This window comes from Enterococcus sp. DIV1368f (assembly GCF_051712245.1).
In the GTDB taxonomy this organism is placed as follows: Bacteria; Bacillota; Bacilli; order Lactobacillales; family Enterococcaceae; genus Enterococcus; species Enterococcus faecalis.
The window spans coordinates 1,647,256-1,668,350 of the sequence record NZ_JBIOON010000001.1; the positions used below are offsets into that span (position 1 = coordinate 1,647,256).

Here is a 21,095-nt window from a genome sequence, read left to right on the forward strand (position 1 = left end):
GGTTCATTTTTGTGACTTTTACAGTATTAGCCTTATGGAAGAAAGTATACGTAGCACTTTCTCTTCCTAACTTATTTCTGTTATACTTAAGTAAGAAATATGTAGGTAGGAGAGCGTAAATTTATGAAAATTTATTACATTGAAGACAATCCTTTTCATCAAGAGCGATTTAAAAAAGAACGCCACAACTATGAAAGTTTACGTTCTGTTCCTGTAGAGATATTTCCCAATAATAAATTAGAAAGTATTTATAAAAAACTAGATACTTTTGATTTTTCAGTCTCCGATATCTTCTTAATTGATATTGATTTGCAATCCCTTCATTCTGGTATTGATTTTGCAAAAAAGATTCGACTAATTAATCCTGATTGCTACATCATCTTTTTATCAAATGATACAACTAAAGGTTTAGAAATTATCAATCAACATATTCGACCTGATTTATATCTCTCTAAAAATGAAATGAGCAACGTATTTTTAGCTCTGGAAAATATCTTGGTATCTAGATTAAAAAAAGTTAATAACACAACTGCTCTTATTGAACTTAAAGGTTCTTCAAAAGTCTATCTGATTCATCCAGATGAAATTAATTACCTCTCCACTATTAAAGGATTTCGTTCGTCTATAGAATTTTTCGGTACAACAGAAAATTTTATCATTCAAGATAAAATGAAAAATTTAAAACAATTACTTGCTCCTTATCATTACTTTAACGATTTAAAAAGCTTTTCCATTAATCCGTATAATATTAAAGAAATAAATAAAAATACATTGGAAGTTATTTTTAAAAACGAAGAGTGTTTGGCATTGAGTGCCACCAGCATAAAGAAATTACTTACGTACATTGATGCTCTAGGATAAACAAAAAGCAGGCAAAATATGCCTGCTTTTTGTTTACTTAAAAGAAATAGTTAAAGATAATTCAAACAGTTTCTCTTGTTTATCATAACGCAAATCATAATTAATATTGTTATACAGGTTAACAATTCTTGAAAAATTATAAAGCCCTAGTCCTCCTGTTTTTTTCTCGGAATGACCACGTTTTAAAAGTACCGTTAAATTGCCACCATGGTCAATTATCGCAGGATTTCTAACTAAAAAATGAAAAGCCTGATCTTTTTCGTTTAAACAGATAACAATCGGTTGATTATTATCTGTTGCCGAATAATGCTCAATGGCATTGTTTAAAGCAATAGAAAGTAGACGGATCAAGTCGATATAGTCCACAGCAACCGTTGAAATCACATTTAAAACTTGAATAGAGTATGACCTATTATTCTTTTCTGCTTTATCGATAAAGTCATAAAGTAAACCTTTAATCACTGGGTCTGTAATCTTTTTCATTGGATTATGTCTAGCATCTTCTATCCTCTCTAGAGAATACTCTTTAAAATGAGTTATCAGTTCTTGTGCCTCTTCTGGCGTCTGGTGACTAATTCCATATTCTAAAGCGGCAATAAAATTTAAATAATCATGACGAAATTCATCTAATTTATTGTAATATTCTTGTGTTTCTTTTAAATCTTTTAAGTAAGAAGTAACAAATTCCTTACGTTTTCTATTAATAATGAACACTATAAAAGCTACACTACTAAAAAGATTGAATCCTAACATAATAATTGAAGTTAACACGTAATCTAGTGAATATAGGTTCACTTGTGCATGTAGAAAATAAAGTCCTGCCATCATTAAAGTAGACAATAAGGTAATGCTTTTCATTTTTTTCGTATAATCTGTAAAATAGTCAAAAATATGATATTTTTTATCGAGAAGCTTCAAGTACAGACATAAAACTACTGTCATAGCGATCTCTAGAAAAACAGTAATATATAAATGATTGAATCCTAGGTATCGTGGAAGATCAATACACAAGAAGATAATTAATCCCCCACAACTCATTAAAAAATTATTTAGTAAGATAGAAAGATAAATGTTCTCTACTTTAATATAGATATAGTAACATTGAGAAAAATAGAGCAGAAATAAAAAAAAGAATGTATATTTTATCATAAGTAAATTACAAACCGCCAATAATAAATAAAAGATAGTAAAAAAGTACGTACTTCGCTCCTGAAATAATAGATTGATGCCTATTAAAATATTTACATACACCATACCCACAAACACAATTAATTCCATTATTTTACTTCCACTCCTGACTTGCTAACCTATACTATCATACCAAAAAAGAAAGAAAAACAAAGGATTTATGTTTTTCTTTCTTTTTAACTAGGGCGCTTCAATAATTGTCCATTCTAACTCAGATTGATAATCACCAATATATGCATTCGATGAAATCGCTAAATCAAATTGATGATTTCCATCTTGTATCAGACCATATTCCGTGTCAGTTTCTTTGACAACAGGTAAGGTAACTTGTTGATTATTCGTAATGACTAAACTATCTCTATTATTTTGATAACTGAGAACGGCTGGAAGTTCTCTTTGCGTATTTTTAAATGTGCTTATTTGGCTGACTACTAATTGCCAGTTTCCTGGTGAACGCGTGGTATCTTCAATTTTTATATCGACTGGTTTTTGAGGAAGAGAGTGAACTGTTTGTCCATTAATAACAGCATCTTGAAAAGATAGGACTGAATCAACAGATTTAAAATGTACAGTGCCTTCCATTAATTGTAAGGTAAAAGTTGCAACATTTGACTTGAGTCCCTCTGTATCTACCACATAAATTTCAACAACATTCGCTCCAAGTTTTAAATCGGCTAATGGCATTTCTTGTGAAAAAGCATTCCAACTCCCTTTATTTGCATTCGCTACAGAATTTTCTAGTAGATGTTCTACCCCATTTAATTTGTAATAAAGAGTCCCCGTTTGACTCTCAGCGTCTTTCCATTGTCCTTCCACTTTAAAGGATGAAAGATTCGGTGTTATCGGAATAGTTTTATTTGATAATGCGTCCACCAACTGAAGTTGAGGAGGTGTATTTTTTTGTACCAACGTTAGTATCCCGTTATCGGATGCGGTTTGCCCCATACTATCTTTTATTTCAATCTGTGTTTTATTTTGGCCAATCATTCCTATATTAGTTAAATCAACGGGTATTGAAAATGTTCCCTCTTTTTGAAAACTCCCAGTTGGTATCGCAACAGTTTGACCATTAACAGTTAACGTGGGTTTTAGATCCGCTATATTTCCAGTCCATGTACCGGTTAAAGTTATATGGTAGGAATTTGCATCAGTGATGTCGACTACTTTATTTTTACTTCCGTCATCAAAAGATACATTGATACTTTGAATAGCTGGCATTTTAGTAGTTAAAAAATCCTCCCAATCAAAATCACCTTTAGAGCTGTCATAAATACCTGAATGTAGAGAAAACTCTTTATTTTTTAACGCTTCCTCTGTAACCTTGGCTTTATACGAAAGAATAATTTTATCTCCTTTGTTTATTAACAAGTTGGAAATTCGATAAGTGTCATCATAAGGACCATCATCATATTGATTCGTTACTTGCAGTTCTGTCATCCGACCATCATAGGAAACAGTATCATGATACATCACTTGTGCCTCTGTATTAAAGGCCCAAAATATATCTCGATGAAGTTCTTTAGCAGTATCAACAAATGAGCCAGTATCAGATAAACTTCCTCTTTTATAAATAAACGTTGGTTCTCCTTCTAATTTCAATCCTTGTGTTTCATCTGGAAAAAGAACTAACATGGAAGATTGATTAAAAGATTCAGGTAAGACGCCATCATCTAGTTTTTCCAAAGTTGTATTGACTGTGACCGTGTCCCCAACAGCGGTATAGTACGGTGAATGGTCTTTTTCATAAGCAATTGTAGCTTTCACATGACCACCCAAAATGGTTGCTTCTTGATTATCTGGGTAGTCTGCAGCTAAAACATTCCCTGAAAAAAAAATCAGAGAAATAAAAATGGCACACATTAGAACTAAACAATTGGTGGCAAAAAATTTTTTATTAATTATGTTCATTGAATATGCTCACCTACTTCTTTTGTTTAAGTAATTTATAACTTAAAACTAGAATAATCCCTATTAATAATAAACCTACCACGATAATGATCGGTAAATACGGAACTCCTTTGTTTTCTAGAACAGCTTTTTTATTTATTTTTTCTGCTTTTTTAGCTTGTATTTCGAAATCAGTCGTCAAATGCCAAGTTTTATTGGTAGTCCCTTCTTTAGCATCAATTGTGACGGTATAGTTACCTGGTGTAATCTTTTCTTTATTTAAGCCAATTGGAAAGTTAAAATTTGTATTAGGCGCAATGGACATATTTTCTTTTTTCGATTTATAAAGAACCTTTTTAGAACCTTTTTTTGTAATTGTTGCGTCAAAACTTACTTTACTGATAATTGTTGGTGTTGGATTTTGGACATTTGCAAAAATAGTCGTATACGAATTTTCTAAACCGGGCCGCGCAGCTAGTAATTTTAAATCTGGCGTCACTTTATTTGTATTCGTTTCTAATTTCATTCCGATTACATAGGCATATTTATTTCTTATTGCTGTCCCACTAACCTTTTTACTTAGCGTATCTTTTTTAGTGATATGAATACCACCAAGAATTATCCCTGTAAAAGCTTGTTTTGGCATCTTTATTTGAAAGGGAATATCTTTTGCTTCTCCAGGTTGTAATATCACCTCTTGTGTCTCTGGTGAAACCAATTGATTTAACACATAATCAGCTGATACATCTTTTTTTACGTTTTTTTGTCCATAATCAATGACACCATTACTATTCGTTACAGCGTTATTAACATCAACAAGGTAAGTCGCCTTCTCTTGACTATTGTTCTTTATATGAATAGAAACTTGTTCTTTTTGACTCGGTTTTAACAATAAGTCAAAATAAGAAAGCTTTTTATTATTTTGAAAAGATGGAAGATTTGCGCTAACACTGTATGCTGATTCTGAGGAATCAGCATACACTTTTACATTGTTCATTCCTAAAATAATAAAACTTATTCCGATAAACAAACAACTTTTAATGAGGGAGAAACAAGGTCTGCTCTTATTCATGAGCATCAATTGGACCAGCAGTTAAAGTCCAAGTAATCGTCGCTGTATATTCTTTTGCCTGAGCACTCCCTGAGGGAACGGCTAGTTGAACATCTGTATTATGTCCTTCCTCACCAGGAAACACATCTAGCCAGGTTCCTTCTCCTGTCAGACTAGTTGCTGACATGACATTTTGTGCTTCAGTATTATTGAAAGTTACATCTTCGTTTACAGTAGGTTGTGCACTGGTATTATCTGATTTTTTTCGAGCAACTCCATTTTCAAACGATAAGACGGCCCCTTTTAATTCAGATTGATCCTCTGCTTTAAATTTAGAAGCACTTGCGGTTAAAGTCCAACCTCCTTCAACACCACGTTTATCAGTAATTTGGACATGTGGTTCAGCATTTAAAGCGCTATATACTTGACTATCACTAGAGATTTCTTGGGTCCCAAAACTAATATTAGAGACATAATCAATAGATAAAGGACCATTATCATCTGTTCCATGATTATCTGGATCATCTGGATCAACCGGATTGACAGGATTATCTGGATCGTCTGGATCAACCGGATTAACTGGATCATCGTTTCCTCCAGTAAAAGTGACTTTTGCTGTAGTCGTTGTTGCATCACCTGACTCGGCTGCATTTGCTAAAACTCCAGTCAAAAGTGTTGCAGACAATAATGTTGTCGCTGCTAAAGAATATAAGATACTTTTTTTCATATTCATTCTCCTTTATGTGTTTGTAACTTTTTTTAAGCGGGTGCATCCGTTAACGTCCATTCAAGAGTCGCTGTGTAATCCCCAGCCAAATTTCCAGAAGGAACTTTCAAAGAAACATCTGTTGTAGTCATTTGATCTGCCCATGTTCCTAACCCTGTATTCACTGCTGAGGTCATGATATTTTGGGCTTCTGTGTTAACTGTTACAACTGCTGTAGATGGCGTTGCAGATTGATTATCATTCACCGTTTTAGGCGTGCCGTTAGGTAAAGTTAATTGTGCCCCCTTCAATTCTTGCCCGCTTTGTGTTTTGAATCCAGCACTTTCGCTATCATAATTGACTTGTAAATTCCAACCTGCACCAGTTCCCCGTAAATCGGATACTTGAGCTTCTGTACGTAAAGAAGGTTTTTGTGCAGCATACGTTTCTGTAGAACCAGAAATTGTTTGCGTACCAAAATCAATATTAGAAATGTAATCGATACGCAAGACCCCAGTGTTTCCTGTTGGATCATTGGAATTAGGATTATCATCTGGATCAATAGGATCAATTGGTCCAACAGGATTATCTGGATCTGCTTGTGAGATGCCGATTTTGGCTGTACTTGTAGCATCTTTATCTTCAGCATGAACGACTGTACTACCTAATGCTGCACAACTAAATAATGCCGTAATTAAAATCATTTTTTTCATTGTTCTGTTTCCTTCTTTCTTCTTTTGAAAAATATCCATAATAGTAATCCGCCAATAAGTAACCAACCACTAAGCATAAAAAAATGATTTTTTAGTTCATTAGTCATTGGAAATAATTTCTGGGATTTCATTTCGTGATACTTTTTGCTGTTTTGTGTTTGTACATCTGAATTATTCGTTTTTTGTTGTGGCATATTGCCTTTAAAGGTAATGCCAACGTTACTTTTTTCGCTAATTGCAAAAGCATCCTGTCCAAAACTAGTAGATATTTGAATACATCCAATCATCATTAGCATTATAAGCAATTGTCTACTAAATTTTTTCATTTGTTGTCCCCCTTACCATTAATCGAATAGCACCCCCAAACTGAAGTTTTGATCAATTTAGAATTATTACAATTCAGAACATCCATAGTATACTTAAATCAAAACAACATTTCCTGATTTTGAAATCGCTTTCTTATAAAGTTGTGTCAAAATATCATACAATTTAATATTTTTTCTCTTTCTAAGAAAAAAATAAAGGACAAAAATCTAAAATGATTTTTGTCCTTCACTTCATATATGATTCTCTTTCCCTTACAAAAGTTATCCTTCTTAAATGATCTACGGCGTAGTCGGATAATTTTGGACTGTCGTTTGATTGCCATTTTGACTAAACAAGCTAGTTGATTGTGCATTTTTTTGTTTTTCTACTTCTAAGACTTTGTTTTTTTCAAAAACTACATCATAGTTGTAGTCCTTTGGTTGCACTTCTTGGAATCCTTGTGGTTTATAAAAACGTAAAAGGTTTTCCTGATTTAATTTGTCAGATAAACTTAACGATTTTTTCACCCAATCGTTATCTTTCGTGACTTCTGCTTTTAAATCTGCTGGAACTTGGTCTAATTTTTTCCCTTGATTATTGTAGATTTCCCCACCTAGATACGAAAATTGAGGCGTTACAAAATCGCCATTTCTAAAAGGAACCACTTGTTTATATTGAGGAGATAAAAGGTCCGTGCCAAAATGGATATAATTTTTATCATCGACACCTAAAAGATGGTACAGTGTCGGTAAAACGTCAATTTCCCCACCATATTCGTGCATGATTTTCCCTTGCGTATAGCCTGGCATGTAAAACATCAAAGGTACTCTTTGCAATTGCGCATTGTCATAGTTTGTCCACGTTTTTGGATCGCGGTTGAAGGCTTTACATAAGTCCTTGTTGTTTGCATCTGAAATACCGAAGTGGTCACCATAAATAACAAAAATAGAATGATTGTATAAACTTGTTGTTTGCAAGTAATGGAAAAATTGTTCTAGCGATTGATCCAAATAGTGCGCTGTTCGAACATAATCATCCACAATCGAATTGCCTGTGTTCAATTTAGGAAACGGAAAGTTTTGGTCATCCGTATAATAAGGGGTATGATTGGTCACAGTTAAAAACTTCGCATAGAATGGCTGCTGTAAATGCTCAAGCTCACTAGCTGATTCACGCAACAATTGTTTATCTAAAATACCGTAGCCTAGCATTTTGTCATCTTTTGAAAAATATGATCGATCAAAAAAGTATTGATAACCTAAGTTTTTATACACATGGTCTCGATTCCAAAAACTCCCCACATTTCCATGGAAAACAGCGGTTGTATAGCCTTTTTGTCCTAAAACAGCGGGAGCCGCTTCAAAAGTATTGTCTGATCCTAATTGTGTAAAAAGAGAGCCTTGAGGGAGCCCGAATGTTCCTGTTTCTAACATGTTCTCCGCATCACTCGTTTTTCCTTGCCCTACTTCATGAAAGAAATTATCAAAACTGATTGTCGCTTTGTTTTGATAGAGCTGATTTAAAAACGGTGTAACCTCTTGGCCTTGGACTTTCATATTAATCAAAAATTGTTGAAAACTTTCTAAATGAATCACAAATACATTTTTTCCTTTGGCAATCCCGGCATACTGCGGATTAAGCGGTAAATTGTTTTGCTTGGTAAATTTCATGATTTCAGGTAATTCGTTTGAACTAGCTTCTGCTCTTACCTCATTTGACATGGCTGTTTTGACACCATCGATGGCTGTGAATGCATCCAAGCCAAGATATTTTACAATATAATTACGGTCAAAAATTCTTTGAAGCAATTGAGGACGATCGGTTTCGCTTAAAAATAAGTTAACCGAAAAGAGCAAGACACTTAAACAACTAATTGAGATCGCCAATCTTCTGTTGATAGGTTTAGTCATAAAGACTTGATGATTCCGTCGCTGTTTAAAAGAGTAAAATACCAAAACGAGCAGCACTAAAGTATCTAGCCAATAAAAGACATCGTGAACCCTCATTAAGGCAAGTAAATCACCAGAAATCCCTTCTGAAACTTTTGAAAAGCCAAAAACAGATTGGATGGTAATAAAGTCAGTGAATTCACGATAAAAAATAATATTCAAATATAAAATTAATGTATTTAAAACATTTAAAAGAGTTAAGCTAAGCATAAATGTTTTATGCTTTTTAAAATACAAACTAAAACCAAATAATAACAGCGTAGTAGCAACTGGATTGAACCATAAAATTTCTCGTTGGAGACTGCCCTTAACGCCCAATGAGAAATCTAGGTAATACGCCAGAATCGTTTTTGCCCAAAAGAGTAAAACAAAAAATAAAAAGAGTCCTAATCGGTTATTTATTTTTTTCATCTAAGTTTGTCTTCCTTTCCCTTCAAAAAAATCTTGATTTGTTAAAAATAAAACCTAACTCTGCGCAATGACTTTTTCGCTAGCGGAGAATTGGATAAATAACTTAAAAAGATAATCGCAATGGCGCAACATCCAAATAAAAGCCATACGTTTGTAAAAGGTGTTCGAGTAAGCGAACTAGTAATAGGCTTTGTAATTAAAAGACTTGGTAGCGCAACCCCTAAAGAATTGCCAATTTGCTTACATGTCACCGCAATGGCTGCTGCCGTTCCTGACTGAGAAAGTGGCATTCCTTCAATCGCTGTAATGGTAATCGGCGAATTTAACATCCCAAACCCAATGCCTAAAAAGATATAAATAACAAATAAAATAATCATAGGCGTTGTTTTAGTTACAAATAATTGTAAAAAGCTAACAGCCAACATTGAAATACCACAAAGCATAATAGGACGTTTCGTCCCTATTCTCCCTACCATTTCGCCGGCTCTCGGGGCAACAAGAAAACTAACAAAAGCCAAAGGAATGGTTGATAAGCCAGCTTCCAACGGGCTGAAGCCTCTCATCTCTTGCAAATATAGCGTGTTTAAAAATAAATAGCCGTTATATATGATAAAGCCAAAAATAGCTAAAAAAGAAGCCGATGTAAATGGAATAGATAAAAAGAAACGCGGGTTGATTAACGGATTGTCAATGTTATATTCATAAATAAAGAAAATAACAATGGCTAAGCAGCCGATTATCCCAGTACTTAAAATATCTGGCGCGAAAAGCCCTTTTCTAGGTAGTCCGATAATGGAATAGATAGAACTAAATAGAAAAAGAATCATCAATGCTTGACCAACAAAATCATTTTTCGCCGTCTTCTCTACTTTTGACTCAGGTACAAATTTTTGTGTAAGGATGATTGCCGCTGCAATGATCGGTACATTTACAAAAAAGACATACCGCCAGCTAAAATAAGAAACAATTAGTCCGCCAATAATCGGGCCCATGCCTAAGGAAATCCCTGTAACAGAGCCCCACAAGCCAATTGCTTTCGCACGTTCTAACTTTTCGGTAAATACCTGTGTAATAATAGACATTGCTACCGGATTTAACATAGAACCACCAATCCCTTGCAGCATGCGAAACGCAATCAATTGCCCTGGGGTTTGCGAAATCCCACATAGGAAAGACGCTAAACCAAAACAGGCTAAGCCCAATTGAAGGACTCGTTTACGGCCAATTCGATCCGCTGTAGACCCAGATAACAATAATAAGGATGCTACCATTAAAGTGTACCCATCTGTTACCCACTGTAATGTAGACAGACTCGTGTGAAAATCACTTTGAATGGATGGTAACGCCACATTGACAACCGTAACATCCATGGTCACTACAAACAAACTCATGCAACAAGTATACAAAATAACTTTTTTTCTATCGATCATAAAAACAGTCCTTTCTAGCAACTACATAAAACAGGAAAAGCAACAATGACACTTAAACTTCTAACGACACGGTTATCGCAAGTACTCACGTATCAACAGTTCTTTATATTCCTTGCCATTTAGTTATTTTATACTTAAAAAAATAAATCTTTAGATAGCCAAACTATACACCAGAACCCCTTTAAATTGAACCGTAATAGATACGATTTATCGATTCTTAAGTTATTAAATAATTGAACATTCCGTTCAGAAATATCGAACAGACCCATAATAGAGCATCTCTTTTAAACAATGAACTACAAAAATAGCCTTATCCGCAGCAGAAGTAAATCTAAGCGAATAAAGCTATTTTTGGTAACTATTCCAAAGTAATTTTAATGGCTAAGTCTCTAGCAACTTTTGTAAAGTTGCCTTGATTTGACCAGGTTGGACAAAAACCGAACTGGAAACATTTCGATATAAATAAAATTTTTGTTTTCGTTCAATCGGTAAAAAGAAGAGTTTAGAATCAATTTCCTGCAGTTGTTCTTTCCGAAGAGAGATTACCGCATAAACTCCTTTACTTTTTTCAATGAGACGAGTAAGCATCAACGTATCGTAGCAACAAACAAGCGGACTTGTTAATTGCAACATTTCTAGCACACTCTTGGTAGCTTCTAAATGATCTAAGTGATGAGGCAAAAATAGAAATGGATAGTTGGTCAAACAGATGAAGCCTTCTTCCTCAATTTCTTGTTTAATTTCTCTTGAAACACAAAGATACATTTTTAGTTCAATTAATTGTTCTTTCTTTAAAACTGGACTATTCACATCTGCAGAAGTAATCACAAAATCCAACTCATGATTCTCCAATTTATTCAATAACTCAAACGATGAACCATGGTAACATTCCCAAAAACGATTCAGTTGATCCTCATTTTCTGTCACTTTATACATCAAGGACGTATTTCCAAAACCTAAACGCATCACTGGATTCTCAATCATTTCATGCAAATTAAGTTTCATTTTCTTAGCCTCGTTTAAAATGATATATACAGATTGGACGATTTTATCACCATAGGAATTTAACGTCAAAGAATTCCCGTTACGGTCAAAAAGTAAATGGCCCAATTCACTTTCCAAATCTTTTAATGACGCACTTAAGGTTGATTTACTAACATGGAGTTCAGAGGCTGCTTTGGAAATACTATTATATTTTGCAATGGTATAAAAATATTCTAATTTTTCAATAGTCATCTTTTGTCATCCCTTTTATTCAAATTCATTTGCCCACGCAACCTGTTCAAAACACGCCTCACTCTTTATCAATAGCGTAGTTATTTTTGCTCTAATAAGCTATGTCCATCTTGTTATTTTTCTATAACTAATAGTAGATGAATATGAAAGTGCCTTTGGTAAAACTTTTTTTCGGAAATAGCATGAACATTCACAACAAATTCAGCTTATCAAAAAAGGCGTCTAGCTTTTTCTATTTTACGCATATTTACTTAAGAAATTCCATTTCAATTCTTCTCTAAAAAAGGTAAGATGGACACAACAAATGTTTCAGTTTCCATGCCCATTTACTTTAAGGTTCAGCGTTATCTACTAAGCATGAAGAATGTCAAAGAAAGGTTAGGTACTCCCAATGAAAATCAACTATTTAGGTACGGGTGCAGCAGAACGGATTCCAGGAATTTTTTGTAATTGTAAATTATGTAAGTACGCTCGAGAGAAAAAAGGACGAGAAATTCGTACACAAACTCAATTAATTATTGATGATGTCCTGCTGATTGATTTTCCAGGGGATTCTTATTTACACCTGTTGCAGTACGACTTGTGTTTTGCAGACTTTGACTCTTTACTAATCTCTCATTGGCATTCCGATCATTTTTACGGCGAGGATTTGGCTTATCGAATGTCTGGTTATGCATTAGATATTCCCAATCGTTTAACTGTTTACGGAAATGAAGCAGTTAAGACGTTTTATCAGCGCGCCTTTGATTTAGAAGGTCGTCAAGACGATACCCGATTACAGTATCAGGTTATTCAGCCCTACAAATGTTTTACTATTGCGAACTATACGATTTATCCCCTTCCTGCACAACATGGAAATTTCAGTGAAGATTGTTTTATTTTCGTTATAAACGATGGTAAAGATGCTTTTTTATCCACCCATGATACAGGTTACTTTACGTCAGAAATGTTTGAATATCTTGAAAAGAGCCACTTACTTCTTAGTATTGTTTCTTTAGATTGTACTAGTCAAACAAACGAAACTGGCAATAGTCATATGAATTGGGAAGAAAATTTAAAATTAATTGCAGAATTAAAAGAAAGAAAACTCGTCACAGATAAAACGATTTACGTTGCCAACCATTTTTCTCACAATGGCGGCTTGTCTTATGCGGAGATGGCGGCTTTATCTCAAAAGCATGAAATCATTACGAGTTATGATGGTTTAGAAATACTAACTTAATCGGATTATTTGCCTTCTTTTCAGCACTATTATATGCTTTTAACCGATAATTACAAGGTACTTTTATCGTAACTTACACTATCTAAAAAAACAAAAATACTCGAGATTTCCCGTGATTCTGGAAATTCCGAGTATTTTTATGGTTCTTTACGCTGCTGGCACAGCGGATAAACGTTTATTTTCTTCTTCATTCACTCGATTAACAATAAAGTTATAATTCACTTCATTTAGTCTTTGACCATGATTTCCTGTTTGCTTAATGCCACCATTGGAATGAACACCAACTACTTCAAACTGATCATTATAGATTGGTGAACCAGATTGACCACCGGTTGTATCGATATCATAAAATAGTAATGGATTTTCTAAGTCTGTAAAGTTAGATGTAAACAAATCATTTTCATGAGACCATTGTGTGTGGTTTTTCTCACCTGGATAGCCTGATATTGTGACATGGGTATCTGAAGATTCAAACTTTTTCAAAACAAATGGCGTTAAAATTTCTCCCAACTCTGGGCCATCTGGACGATCGTTTTGTTTGCCGACAGTCACTACCGCAATATCCGCATTCGGGGAAAAAGCTACATCAATCACTTTGAATTTGCCAAATGGTGTCGCACTGCCATCTCGACCTGGATAAAACCAAGCATCATCTTTGGCATTCGGATTTAATACTTTGGCATTCTTAAAACTTTCAGCCACATGATTATTGGTGACAATTGTATTGGTTCCAACAACAAAGCCTGTTCCTAAAGAAATATAGCCTGGTTTACTGGCAGGGGAAATGATTCTTCCGATTGACGCAAAAGGCGCTTCGGTTGTATCTGCCACTTCTTGTCTTCTGTCCTCAGGGTCCAGTAACGATCTTTTTTGTCGTGAATGACTTTCGGCAGGAACGATATACTCTTCTGCATTTGCAGACAAGCTAAAACCGGCGATCAAAGTTACTAAAATCAGAAACAAAAAACCAGCACTAATTTTTCGTATGGAGAACTTTTTCATAAGATTATGCCACTCCTTATCCATTTTTATTTAATTGGGGAATTTTTTTCATTCATTGACCAGAACAGATTCACTTGGTTGGTTTACCTGAATGTCCTCTTTAGCTCCGATTCCAGCAGAGTTAAAGGCTGCTGATACCACTGAAGCTGCTTCATCGCCATATTGAACTTTTGCAGCAGCAAGCATCGCATCACGAGCATCACTGAATTGTGCTTTAGGTGTTAAGTAATTTACTAACGAGCTGTAGAAAATAGTCTGTGCTTTTTCAATGCCTAAGTTCTGGATAATGGTGTAACCAATCCGATTAATAATTCCACTATTATAATGAACACCGCCTTGATCATAATAAGGCGTTCCTTTATACCGTGCTCGATCGTCGTATTGAGCCATGGTTTCTGGTTGTCCGTGTTTACTTGGCGTTTGTAAATTTCGAATACCTGTTTTTCGGTCAACACTCTGAGTATCCGCACCAATTTCTGGATTAGATGCACCCGAAATAATATAACCCATCAAATCAGAATAAGATTCATTCAACGCACCTGATTGTCCTAAATATTCTAAACCGGCAGTATGTTCCGTCACACCATGTGTCATTTCATGACCAACTACATCTAAAGAGGAAGCATACGTTTTTCCTGTTGGTGTACTTGTTTCACCATAACGCATTGCTTTTCCATCCCAAAAAGCATTGTCATAAGCATCTGGATGTTGTTCATCAACAACTGACAAGATGGGCATCCCTCGATCATCAATACTGTGTCGTTGGAAATGATCTTCATAATATGTTTTCACAAATTTTCCATGCGTATAGGCGTCAACAGCATTCTGATTTAATGTCGCTAGTGATGGCGCTTGAATAATAGAATAATTATGTTTACCATCAACTACTGCATGGTAAACCCCTGTGTTATCCGTTCCGTGTAAAGCAATTCCCGTATTGCTTTTTTCAACTGGTACATTAAACGCTACTTGAAAAGAGTTTTTTAACGTTACTTCGCTACCGACATGTTCCGTTAAATCTTGTTTTTCCATAATTGTTCCATCTGTAGCGTTCACTTTATAAACCAATGATACAGGGTCACCAGTTGGTGAAGAAGTTACTCTGACTTTATAAAATAATTGCCCTTCATTATTTACACGTTTGTCAATAGCTAAAAAGACAAGATCTTTATTTTCCGGATTATCAGAAGCAATAATTTTTTTAACTCCTTCTTCACCGATTGCATCAACCGATTGAATTTTCACTACTTGATCAACTGGATTTCCTGTAACACTTGTTACTGCACCATTTTTATCTAAATGAATAATCACATTATCTGAATCAACAGTAACGCCTTCCGTTTGCTTTTCTAACTTAAGATGCTTCATCCCCCACGCATCTTCTTTTCGATCTACAACCGTATATTGTTCAGCAGCTGCCTCAGAAATTGCCTCCTTTTCCAACTTCGATAAAACTGTTGAAACTTCACTTTCTGAATAAACTTGTTCTTCTGCTGCTACAAAAAGTGAAGAAAATAGACATGAACTTCCAACAAAGATGCCTGTACCTAAAATGTATAAAATTTTATTTCCCTTCATTAAACGATTAACTCCTTCCCCAGTTTCCTTTTATTTCTTTTCCCAACAAAAGTATTGCTTTATCTTCCCTAATCTTTCCCGTTAAACGACCGCCCCTTTCCCTGCGTAAATATTTGTTGCTATTTTCATTATAGACAACTACCTAACCGGCACTATCTAAATTCCTTAATCAGCCGACATTTTTCCCTGTATTGCCCCTCATAACTCAATACCATAGCAAAAAAGTTGTTAACAAATTCATTCGTTAACAACTTTTTTACTGTTATGATTTTTTTCAATAATTAAATGTTGAGTGACCGCTCCTTCATTGAAGGACGTTTGCAAATCAAATTGATCTGAAAAATCAACAATTTCTTTTACGTATAACAACCCCCAACCATGCTCTTCAGGGTTACTTTTAGAACTAAATTTGGTTTTCTTCATAACCCTAAAATCAAATTCGGCTTGGACACTATTTGTTATCACAAACTCTTGTGTTTCATTTTTATTGAAAATTGAGATAGCGAACATTTTCAATTCTGATTTTGCACTGTTTTCAATCGCGTTATCTAATAGAATAGCCAACAAACGAATCACAATCACTAAGTCGATTGATGTATCAAGAATAAATACTTCTGGCACATCAACAATCACTTTTAGTTTTGCTTGCTTTGCGGTATTAATTTTCATACTTATGAGTGCCTTAAGTTCCATATTTTTCAAACGATTTAACTTCATAAGTTCAAATTCTTCATTATCAATAATTTTTTTGGTTGGTGCAATCGTTTCTTCATAAATTCTTTTGATTTCTAGAATATCTTCGTATGAAATAGCAATTTGTAAACTATACAATAAATTTTTATAATCATGACGAAACATCGCTAGCTCTTCGTTAATGGATTCTATTTTTTCAGTATAAATCGTTAAATTATTCAATAATTGAGTGTTGATACGTTGTTCTTCCAAATAAGCTTCAATGACTAAGCCAATCAGAATTAAAAATAAACCTACACTTATTAATAACTCCAATTTAGAACTATTTACCGTGACAAATCCTCGCATAAAGTCAGGTGAAATCTCTGGCGAAATCAAAAACACAAAAAGTAACAACAGAATCAACAATAAAAGTAAACAACCAAAAAAAATTCGGCTATTTTCTAACACACGATTTAATCTTAAAAAAACACTATTGGGAATTTTTAAAGCAATCCAGATATTTATAAGCAACAGAATAACATTTGAGGCAATCCATAATAATTTATTTTGATAAATCTGTTGAAAAAAAACACTTAAAATCGTTTGCTCCGTGTAATTGATAAACGAAACCATAAGCAATGTAAAAGCGGATAAAAATATCGCTTTAAAAATTGAGAACCTCTTTTTGTGAATGAGTAAAAATCCTGTAAAAATAACGACTGTCAGCGCATAAATCAACCAAGAGTAGCCCAACATTAATGCCGCAAACGAACAAAGATTAATGACAATAAGCAATGAAAGTAACGGTATTTTACATTCAATCTTGATCAATGTTACTCGTAAAAAGACAAAAACGATAAAGCTAGATGCCAGCAAAACGTTAGTAGCTAATAACGACAAAATCATTTTTCAATATTCTTTTTAGGTTTTTCAGTTTGTCCCATCCATTGTCCAAATATATTGGGCGAATTTTGATTTAATCTAGGCTTAGTTCCCACACCATCACTGACTTTTGCAACTCTTTTTTCAATAACATTTTTAATTATTTTTTTACCAAATTTCATAAAAACACTTCCTTCAATTAAATTTTTTGTTACAGGGAGTATCATCAGACCTTGGATGACTAGACTGTAGATTATTACTGAAGCAACCTTTTCTTTGACAAACAAACTACATAAAATAAGTAAACACACCCTTATAAGGCTTTGCTTTTTGAGCACGTTTAAATCAGATGGCTGAACAGGTTCGATTGCTGTTCCTTGTGGCGCATACCAATAAAATAATACAACTAAGAGGCAAATCAATAGAATTTTATAAATAAACGGTAAGCTCACAGAAGAATTTTTCAATACAAATGGTATGGCGACATAGATAACAATGCTTTCTAGACGACAGAGCCATTTAGTTTTTGCATGCCAGCCACCTGCGACAGGCCGTAAAAAAATCAGTACGACGTATACAATAAAGGTTTCGCTTAACGTCCCAAATAAAACTGATAAAATCAGAATCATCAGAAAATTAAATAAGCCAGAAAAATAAACGGTTAGATAATACTTTGTCCATTGTGTTTTTCCTGATTGATCTTCCTGATCCATATCCATAATATTTTTTAGAATCCAATCGATTAGCATATCGCCCTCCTCTTCAAGTATTGCACTAAATTATAACGAATATAGCGACTAATAGATAGATAATTCCTTAATTAGTCATTATCCCTCCCTAAGTAAGAAATAGTGCCTTGACCTGAGTATAATATCTTCTTGAGACTGGTACTTCCGTTCCGTCTCTCATAGTTAAAAGATGCGTTTTATAATTTAATTTTGACGCATATTTTTTATTAATGATGATTGATTGATGGACTCTAATCAAATCTGGATGCAGTTGTTCAATTTTTGATAACGTTCCATAAAATTCTCTTTTAAAATTTTTTCCAACCATTGACACACGATGATCGTATTCCGTTTGAAAGAAATAAATATCATTAATATCCATTTTTATAGAAGACGCTTTTAAGTTAATGATAATATATTCACTTTTTGTCTTTATATTTTCTTTTTGTTGAATATATGCATCGACACATGTTTCAACCTCTTTTTGGAAATCTAGAAAATCCACGTTCTTTTGAATAAATTGAAGAGCTGAAACCATATATTTGTAGGAAGTTAAAACTAATTCTGTGTGAGTAGAAATAAATACAATCAGACTTTCACTGTCTGTTTTTCTGATTTCTTTAGCAACCTCAAATCCTGCCTGGATATGATTGTTCATTTGAATATCTAGGAAAAAGATATTTAGTTGGGCGTCCTGGTGTGCCACTTGTAATAATTCATCTGAACGTGAAAATAAATGGATTGTTTCATTATAAATATTTCTTGAATGTAGGATATTTGTTACCAATGCTTCTAACGCTTTTGCTTGAATAATTTGGTCTTCTAATATATAAATAGCCATTTGTTCACTCATCCCTTTCTCAAGAAGATATAAAATTACACAACAAAAGACAAATGATTATAATGTTCAATCAATTTATACACCAATAAAAGAGATAAAAAATTGATTGTCTGTTAGTATATTCACATAAATTTAGTATAGCGATTTCAGTAGTTTCCTGCAAACAAAAACATAAAATAACAAAGTATCAAGAAAGAGTACTTTGGACTATTCATCTTTTGCTAACGAATCATGAGGACGATTGTCTCTTCGTTGATGAAAAACAAAGAATCAACCGCCAAACTGTTCTTGTCATTTTATACATGACAAAATCAATTCATTGGTCGATTCTGGTTATTTTAATTTGTTAGTTCACACATGGATCATTGTGCTAATTTTTTACTTAAACATCCACAGTTCTTCCTGTTGAATGAGTCGATTAAGCGCCAATGTAGGTCACGCCACTACTATAAGCAATTACATTAGGTAAGACACGATACGAAATCGTTTGATCATTGATGACATTGCTTTCAGAAATAATGATTCCATCAGAAGTGACCGCTTCAACAAAAGCAACATGTCCATATTGATTATCTGCGCCAGCAACTCCTGGTTGGAAACTAATCGCACGACCAGCTTTAGGCAATGAACTAACTTGATAGCCTAATGCACGTCCTTTTCTTCCCCAGTCACTGCCATTTCCCATAAATTCATCCACAGAAGTGCCCAACTGTTTGAAACGATTATAGACATACCACGTACACTGGCCCACGGGATAGCTACCACTTCGATTATAATTGATCCCATCATAGACTGGAAAATGCATTTGTTGCTGTTCCGCTTCCGACAGCTCATTTTTAGATTGGATAATCAAACCGTCCACTGTTTTTGGTAAATCAAATTGGGTTAAGTTATAAACCGCAATTAACGAATTTAATTTATTATCGTATTGCTTGTCTGTTGCATATTTACCTGTTAAAAAACGCGTTGCTTGAAGGTAGTTTTTGGCTTCCGAACGCCACGCTGGTTTATAAAAATCTTGATTTCCGTCAATCCCTTGTCGGAGTAATTGAACATAATCTTGCAGTGAGTCATTATAGCCACCGTAATCGCGAAACCCAGCGGAAATTGTATAAAGTTGGCCCCTCTGATCAGCCTCTTTTGTTGAAAAGCTAACACTATTTCCTTGGAACGAACCTTTCACGCCAAAGAGATTATAATAAGGTTCTTGGGCTAGTTGACTTTCACCAGAGCCACTTTCTAAAATAGCTTGAGCTATCATCACTGATGCAAAAACATCATATTTTTCGCCAAGTTCTCTGGCTGTCTCACCAATTTTTTTAATAAACGCTGTGGTTTGTTCTAACTTCTGCATTTCAAATGACGCACCATATGTTGCTAAAACTTCTTTGCCATACTCCGTTAATGTGAACTCCTTAAAAGGATTAGTCACTACCAAGCGTTTTTCCTCTTTTGAGTCTGGTTGTTGTTTGGCAGTATAGATATTCTCTAACTGAGCGATTACTTCTGGTTTCTCTTTAGAATCCGATTCCGCTGCGGCAATTAAATATTTTCCTTGGCCAAGATAAACACCATTTTGAAGCGTTTTTCCTTCAGCTGTTTGCCAAAAAATCAGATCACCAGGTTCTGCCTCCTCTATAGAACGAACTTTACCAAATGTCATTTGTTCTTGCGGCGTACTGCCAATGTCTATTTTAAATAATTGTTGGTAAATTTTTTGGGCAAGGAAACTACTGGTTAATGCTTGCTCCGTCAAGTTAAATTCTTTTTTTGTTTTCCCAACGTGTCTTAATGCTTCAGCCACCACAACTGCCCGTTTCTGTTCGCCAAAAGACGACAACAGTGGAAGTTCGTAGCCTTTTAAATTTGAAGAAGCTATTTCATCTACTTTGAGGGACGGATTTAACGATACAGCCTGATTTTCTTCAACAACGTTATTGGTGGCTTCAGGAACTTGAATAGGTTCTTCAGGTTCTTGCTTGGTCACAGGAACTTGTGGTGGTTGCGATTGTTCAACAGGCTGCGTGATTTCTGATGATACCGTTGGCTCTGTAGGTTCTTTTTTTGTTTCAGAACTAGTATTTGTGGTTGTCGTTTCTGTCGTTGAATGACTCGTTGATTCGGTAGTCGTATCGGTAGAACTACTTGATTCAGATGACGAACTACTAGTGGACGTTGTCGATGTAGCAACAGTTGTTTCGGTTGTTTCGGTTGTTTTGGTTGTTTCAATTACTTTTTCTTCCGAAGTAATTGTCGTTTCCGAGGACAGAGCTGTTTGTAGCGAGCTACTTGGTAATTCTGCAGCCAACGTAACAACTGGAGCGACTTCCAAACTCAGAAGAACGAGAATACTTGTTAAAACAAGTAGTTGATTCTTGATTTTCTTTCTTTTCATTCGTAAAAATCCTCTCCTATTACTTACTTGCGCA

Annotated in this window: 17 protein-coding genes; 2 read left to right on the forward strand and 15 right to left on the reverse strand. The window is 34.5% G+C overall.

Features of this window, described 5'->3' with window-relative positions; all coding sequences use genetic code 11:
* Positions 1-123: 123 nt before the first annotated feature.
* Positions 124-861: a LytTR family transcriptional regulator DNA-binding domain-containing protein gene (locus tag IGL07_RS08220; RefSeq protein ID WP_002377201.1), complete on the forward strand. Its 738-nt coding sequence runs from the start codon at positions 124-126 to the stop codon at positions 859-861.
* 33 nt (positions 862-894) lie between these two features.
* On the opposite strand, the gene IGL07_RS08225 is transcribed toward IGL07_RS08220, so the two are convergent.
* The 9 genes from IGL07_RS08225 to IGL07_RS08265 form a co-directional block, all read right to left on the reverse strand.
* Positions 895-2,139 (reverse strand): GHKL domain-containing protein, encoded by a 1,245-nt coding sequence (locus tag IGL07_RS08225; RefSeq protein ID WP_010817384.1) that lies wholly within the window; start codon positions 2,137-2,139, stop codon positions 895-897.
* Between the two features lie 90 nt (positions 2,140-2,229).
* Complete coding sequence (locus tag IGL07_RS08230) at positions 2,230-3,957, reverse strand: hypothetical protein (RefSeq protein WP_010817385.1); 1,728 nt, start codon at positions 3,955-3,957, stop codon at positions 2,230-2,232.
* A gap of 13 nt (positions 3,958-3,970) precedes the next feature.
* Positions 3,971-5,008: a DUF916 and DUF3324 domain-containing protein gene (locus tag IGL07_RS08235; protein ID WP_025189394.1), complete on the reverse strand. Its 1,038-nt coding sequence runs from the start codon at positions 5,006-5,008 to the stop codon at positions 3,971-3,973.
* Positions 5,001-5,714, reverse strand: coding sequence for a WxL domain-containing protein (locus IGL07_RS08240; RefSeq protein ID WP_010712552.1), 714 nt, complete (start codon positions 5,712-5,714; stop codon positions 5,001-5,003). The genes IGL07_RS08235 and IGL07_RS08240 overlap by 8 nt, the downstream gene beginning before the upstream one ends.
* Positions 5,715-5,746: 32 nt before the next feature.
* Positions 5,747-6,406 carry a WxL domain-containing protein gene (locus tag IGL07_RS08245; protein ID WP_010712553.1) on the reverse strand — a complete coding sequence of 220 codons (660 nt, stop codon included), beginning with the start codon at positions 6,404-6,406 and terminating at the stop codon, positions 5,747-5,749.
* The gene (locus tag IGL07_RS08250; RefSeq protein ID WP_010712554.1) at positions 6,403-6,732 is read right to left on the reverse strand and encodes an LPXTG cell wall anchor domain-containing protein; all 330 of its coding nucleotides are present in this window, start codon (positions 6,730-6,732) and stop codon (positions 6,403-6,405) included. The genes IGL07_RS08245 and IGL07_RS08250 overlap by 4 nt, the downstream gene beginning before the upstream one ends.
* Before the next feature lie 279 nt (positions 6,733-7,011).
* Entirely contained in the window at positions 7,012-9,072 is a 2,061-nt protein-coding gene (locus IGL07_RS08255; RefSeq protein WP_010817386.1) for an LTA synthase family protein, read from the reverse strand.
* A gap of 41 nt (positions 9,073-9,113) precedes the next feature.
* Positions 9,114-10,502, reverse strand: a complete 1,389-nt coding sequence (locus IGL07_RS08260) for an MFS transporter (protein WP_010817387.1) — start codon at positions 10,500-10,502, stop codon at positions 9,114-9,116.
* Positions 10,503-10,883: 381 nt separating this feature from the next.
* Positions 10,884-11,738 carry a LysR family transcriptional regulator gene (locus IGL07_RS08265; RefSeq protein WP_002408854.1) on the reverse strand — a complete coding sequence of 285 codons (855 nt, stop codon included), beginning with the start codon at positions 11,736-11,738 and terminating at the stop codon, positions 10,884-10,886.
* Positions 11,739-12,129: 391 nt separating this feature from the next.
* Here IGL07_RS08265 and IGL07_RS08270 point away from each other — a divergent pair, with 391 nt between their 5' ends.
* A complete protein-coding gene (locus IGL07_RS08270) occupies positions 12,130-12,960 on the forward strand; it encodes an MBL fold metallo-hydrolase (RefSeq protein ID WP_010817388.1) in 831 nt (276 codons plus the stop codon).
* Positions 12,961-13,107: 147 nt separating this feature from the next.
* Here IGL07_RS08270 and sprE read toward each other — a convergent pair whose 3' ends face one another.
* From sprE to IGL07_RS08300, 6 genes are all read right to left on the reverse strand, one after another.
* On the reverse strand, positions 13,108-13,962 hold the full coding sequence (gene sprE / locus IGL07_RS08275) for a serine proteinase SprE (protein ID WP_002379530.1): 855 nt from the start codon (positions 13,960-13,962) through the stop codon (positions 13,108-13,110).
* Positions 13,963-14,010: 48 nt separating this feature from the next.
* The gene (gene gelE / locus IGL07_RS08280) at positions 14,011-15,540 is read right to left on the reverse strand and encodes a gelatinase GelE (RefSeq protein WP_010817389.1); all 1,530 of its coding nucleotides are present in this window, start codon (positions 15,538-15,540) and stop codon (positions 14,011-14,013) included.
* A 237-nt stretch (positions 15,541-15,777) separates the two neighbouring features.
* Positions 15,778-17,121, reverse strand: a complete 1,344-nt coding sequence (gene fsrC / locus IGL07_RS08285; RefSeq protein WP_010817390.1) for a sensor histidine kinase FsrC — start codon at positions 17,119-17,121, stop codon at positions 15,778-15,780.
* Positions 17,118-17,846, reverse strand: coding sequence for a quorum-sensing system protein FsrB (fsrB, locus tag IGL07_RS08290; protein WP_010817391.1), 729 nt, complete (start codon positions 17,844-17,846; stop codon positions 17,118-17,120). Before fsrB ends, fsrC begins: the two co-directional genes overlap by 4 nt.
* 88 nt (positions 17,847-17,934) lie before the next feature.
* Positions 17,935-18,666 (reverse strand): response regulator transcription factor FsrA, encoded by a 732-nt coding sequence (gene fsrA / locus IGL07_RS08295; protein WP_073340375.1) that lies wholly within the window; start codon positions 18,664-18,666, stop codon positions 17,935-17,937.
* Positions 18,667-19,084: 418 nt separating this feature from the next.
* Positions 19,085-21,061, reverse strand: coding sequence for an amidase domain-containing protein (locus tag IGL07_RS08300; RefSeq protein WP_010817392.1), 1,977 nt, complete (start codon positions 21,059-21,061; stop codon positions 19,085-19,087).
* Between the last annotated feature and the right edge of the window lie 34 nt (positions 21,062-21,095).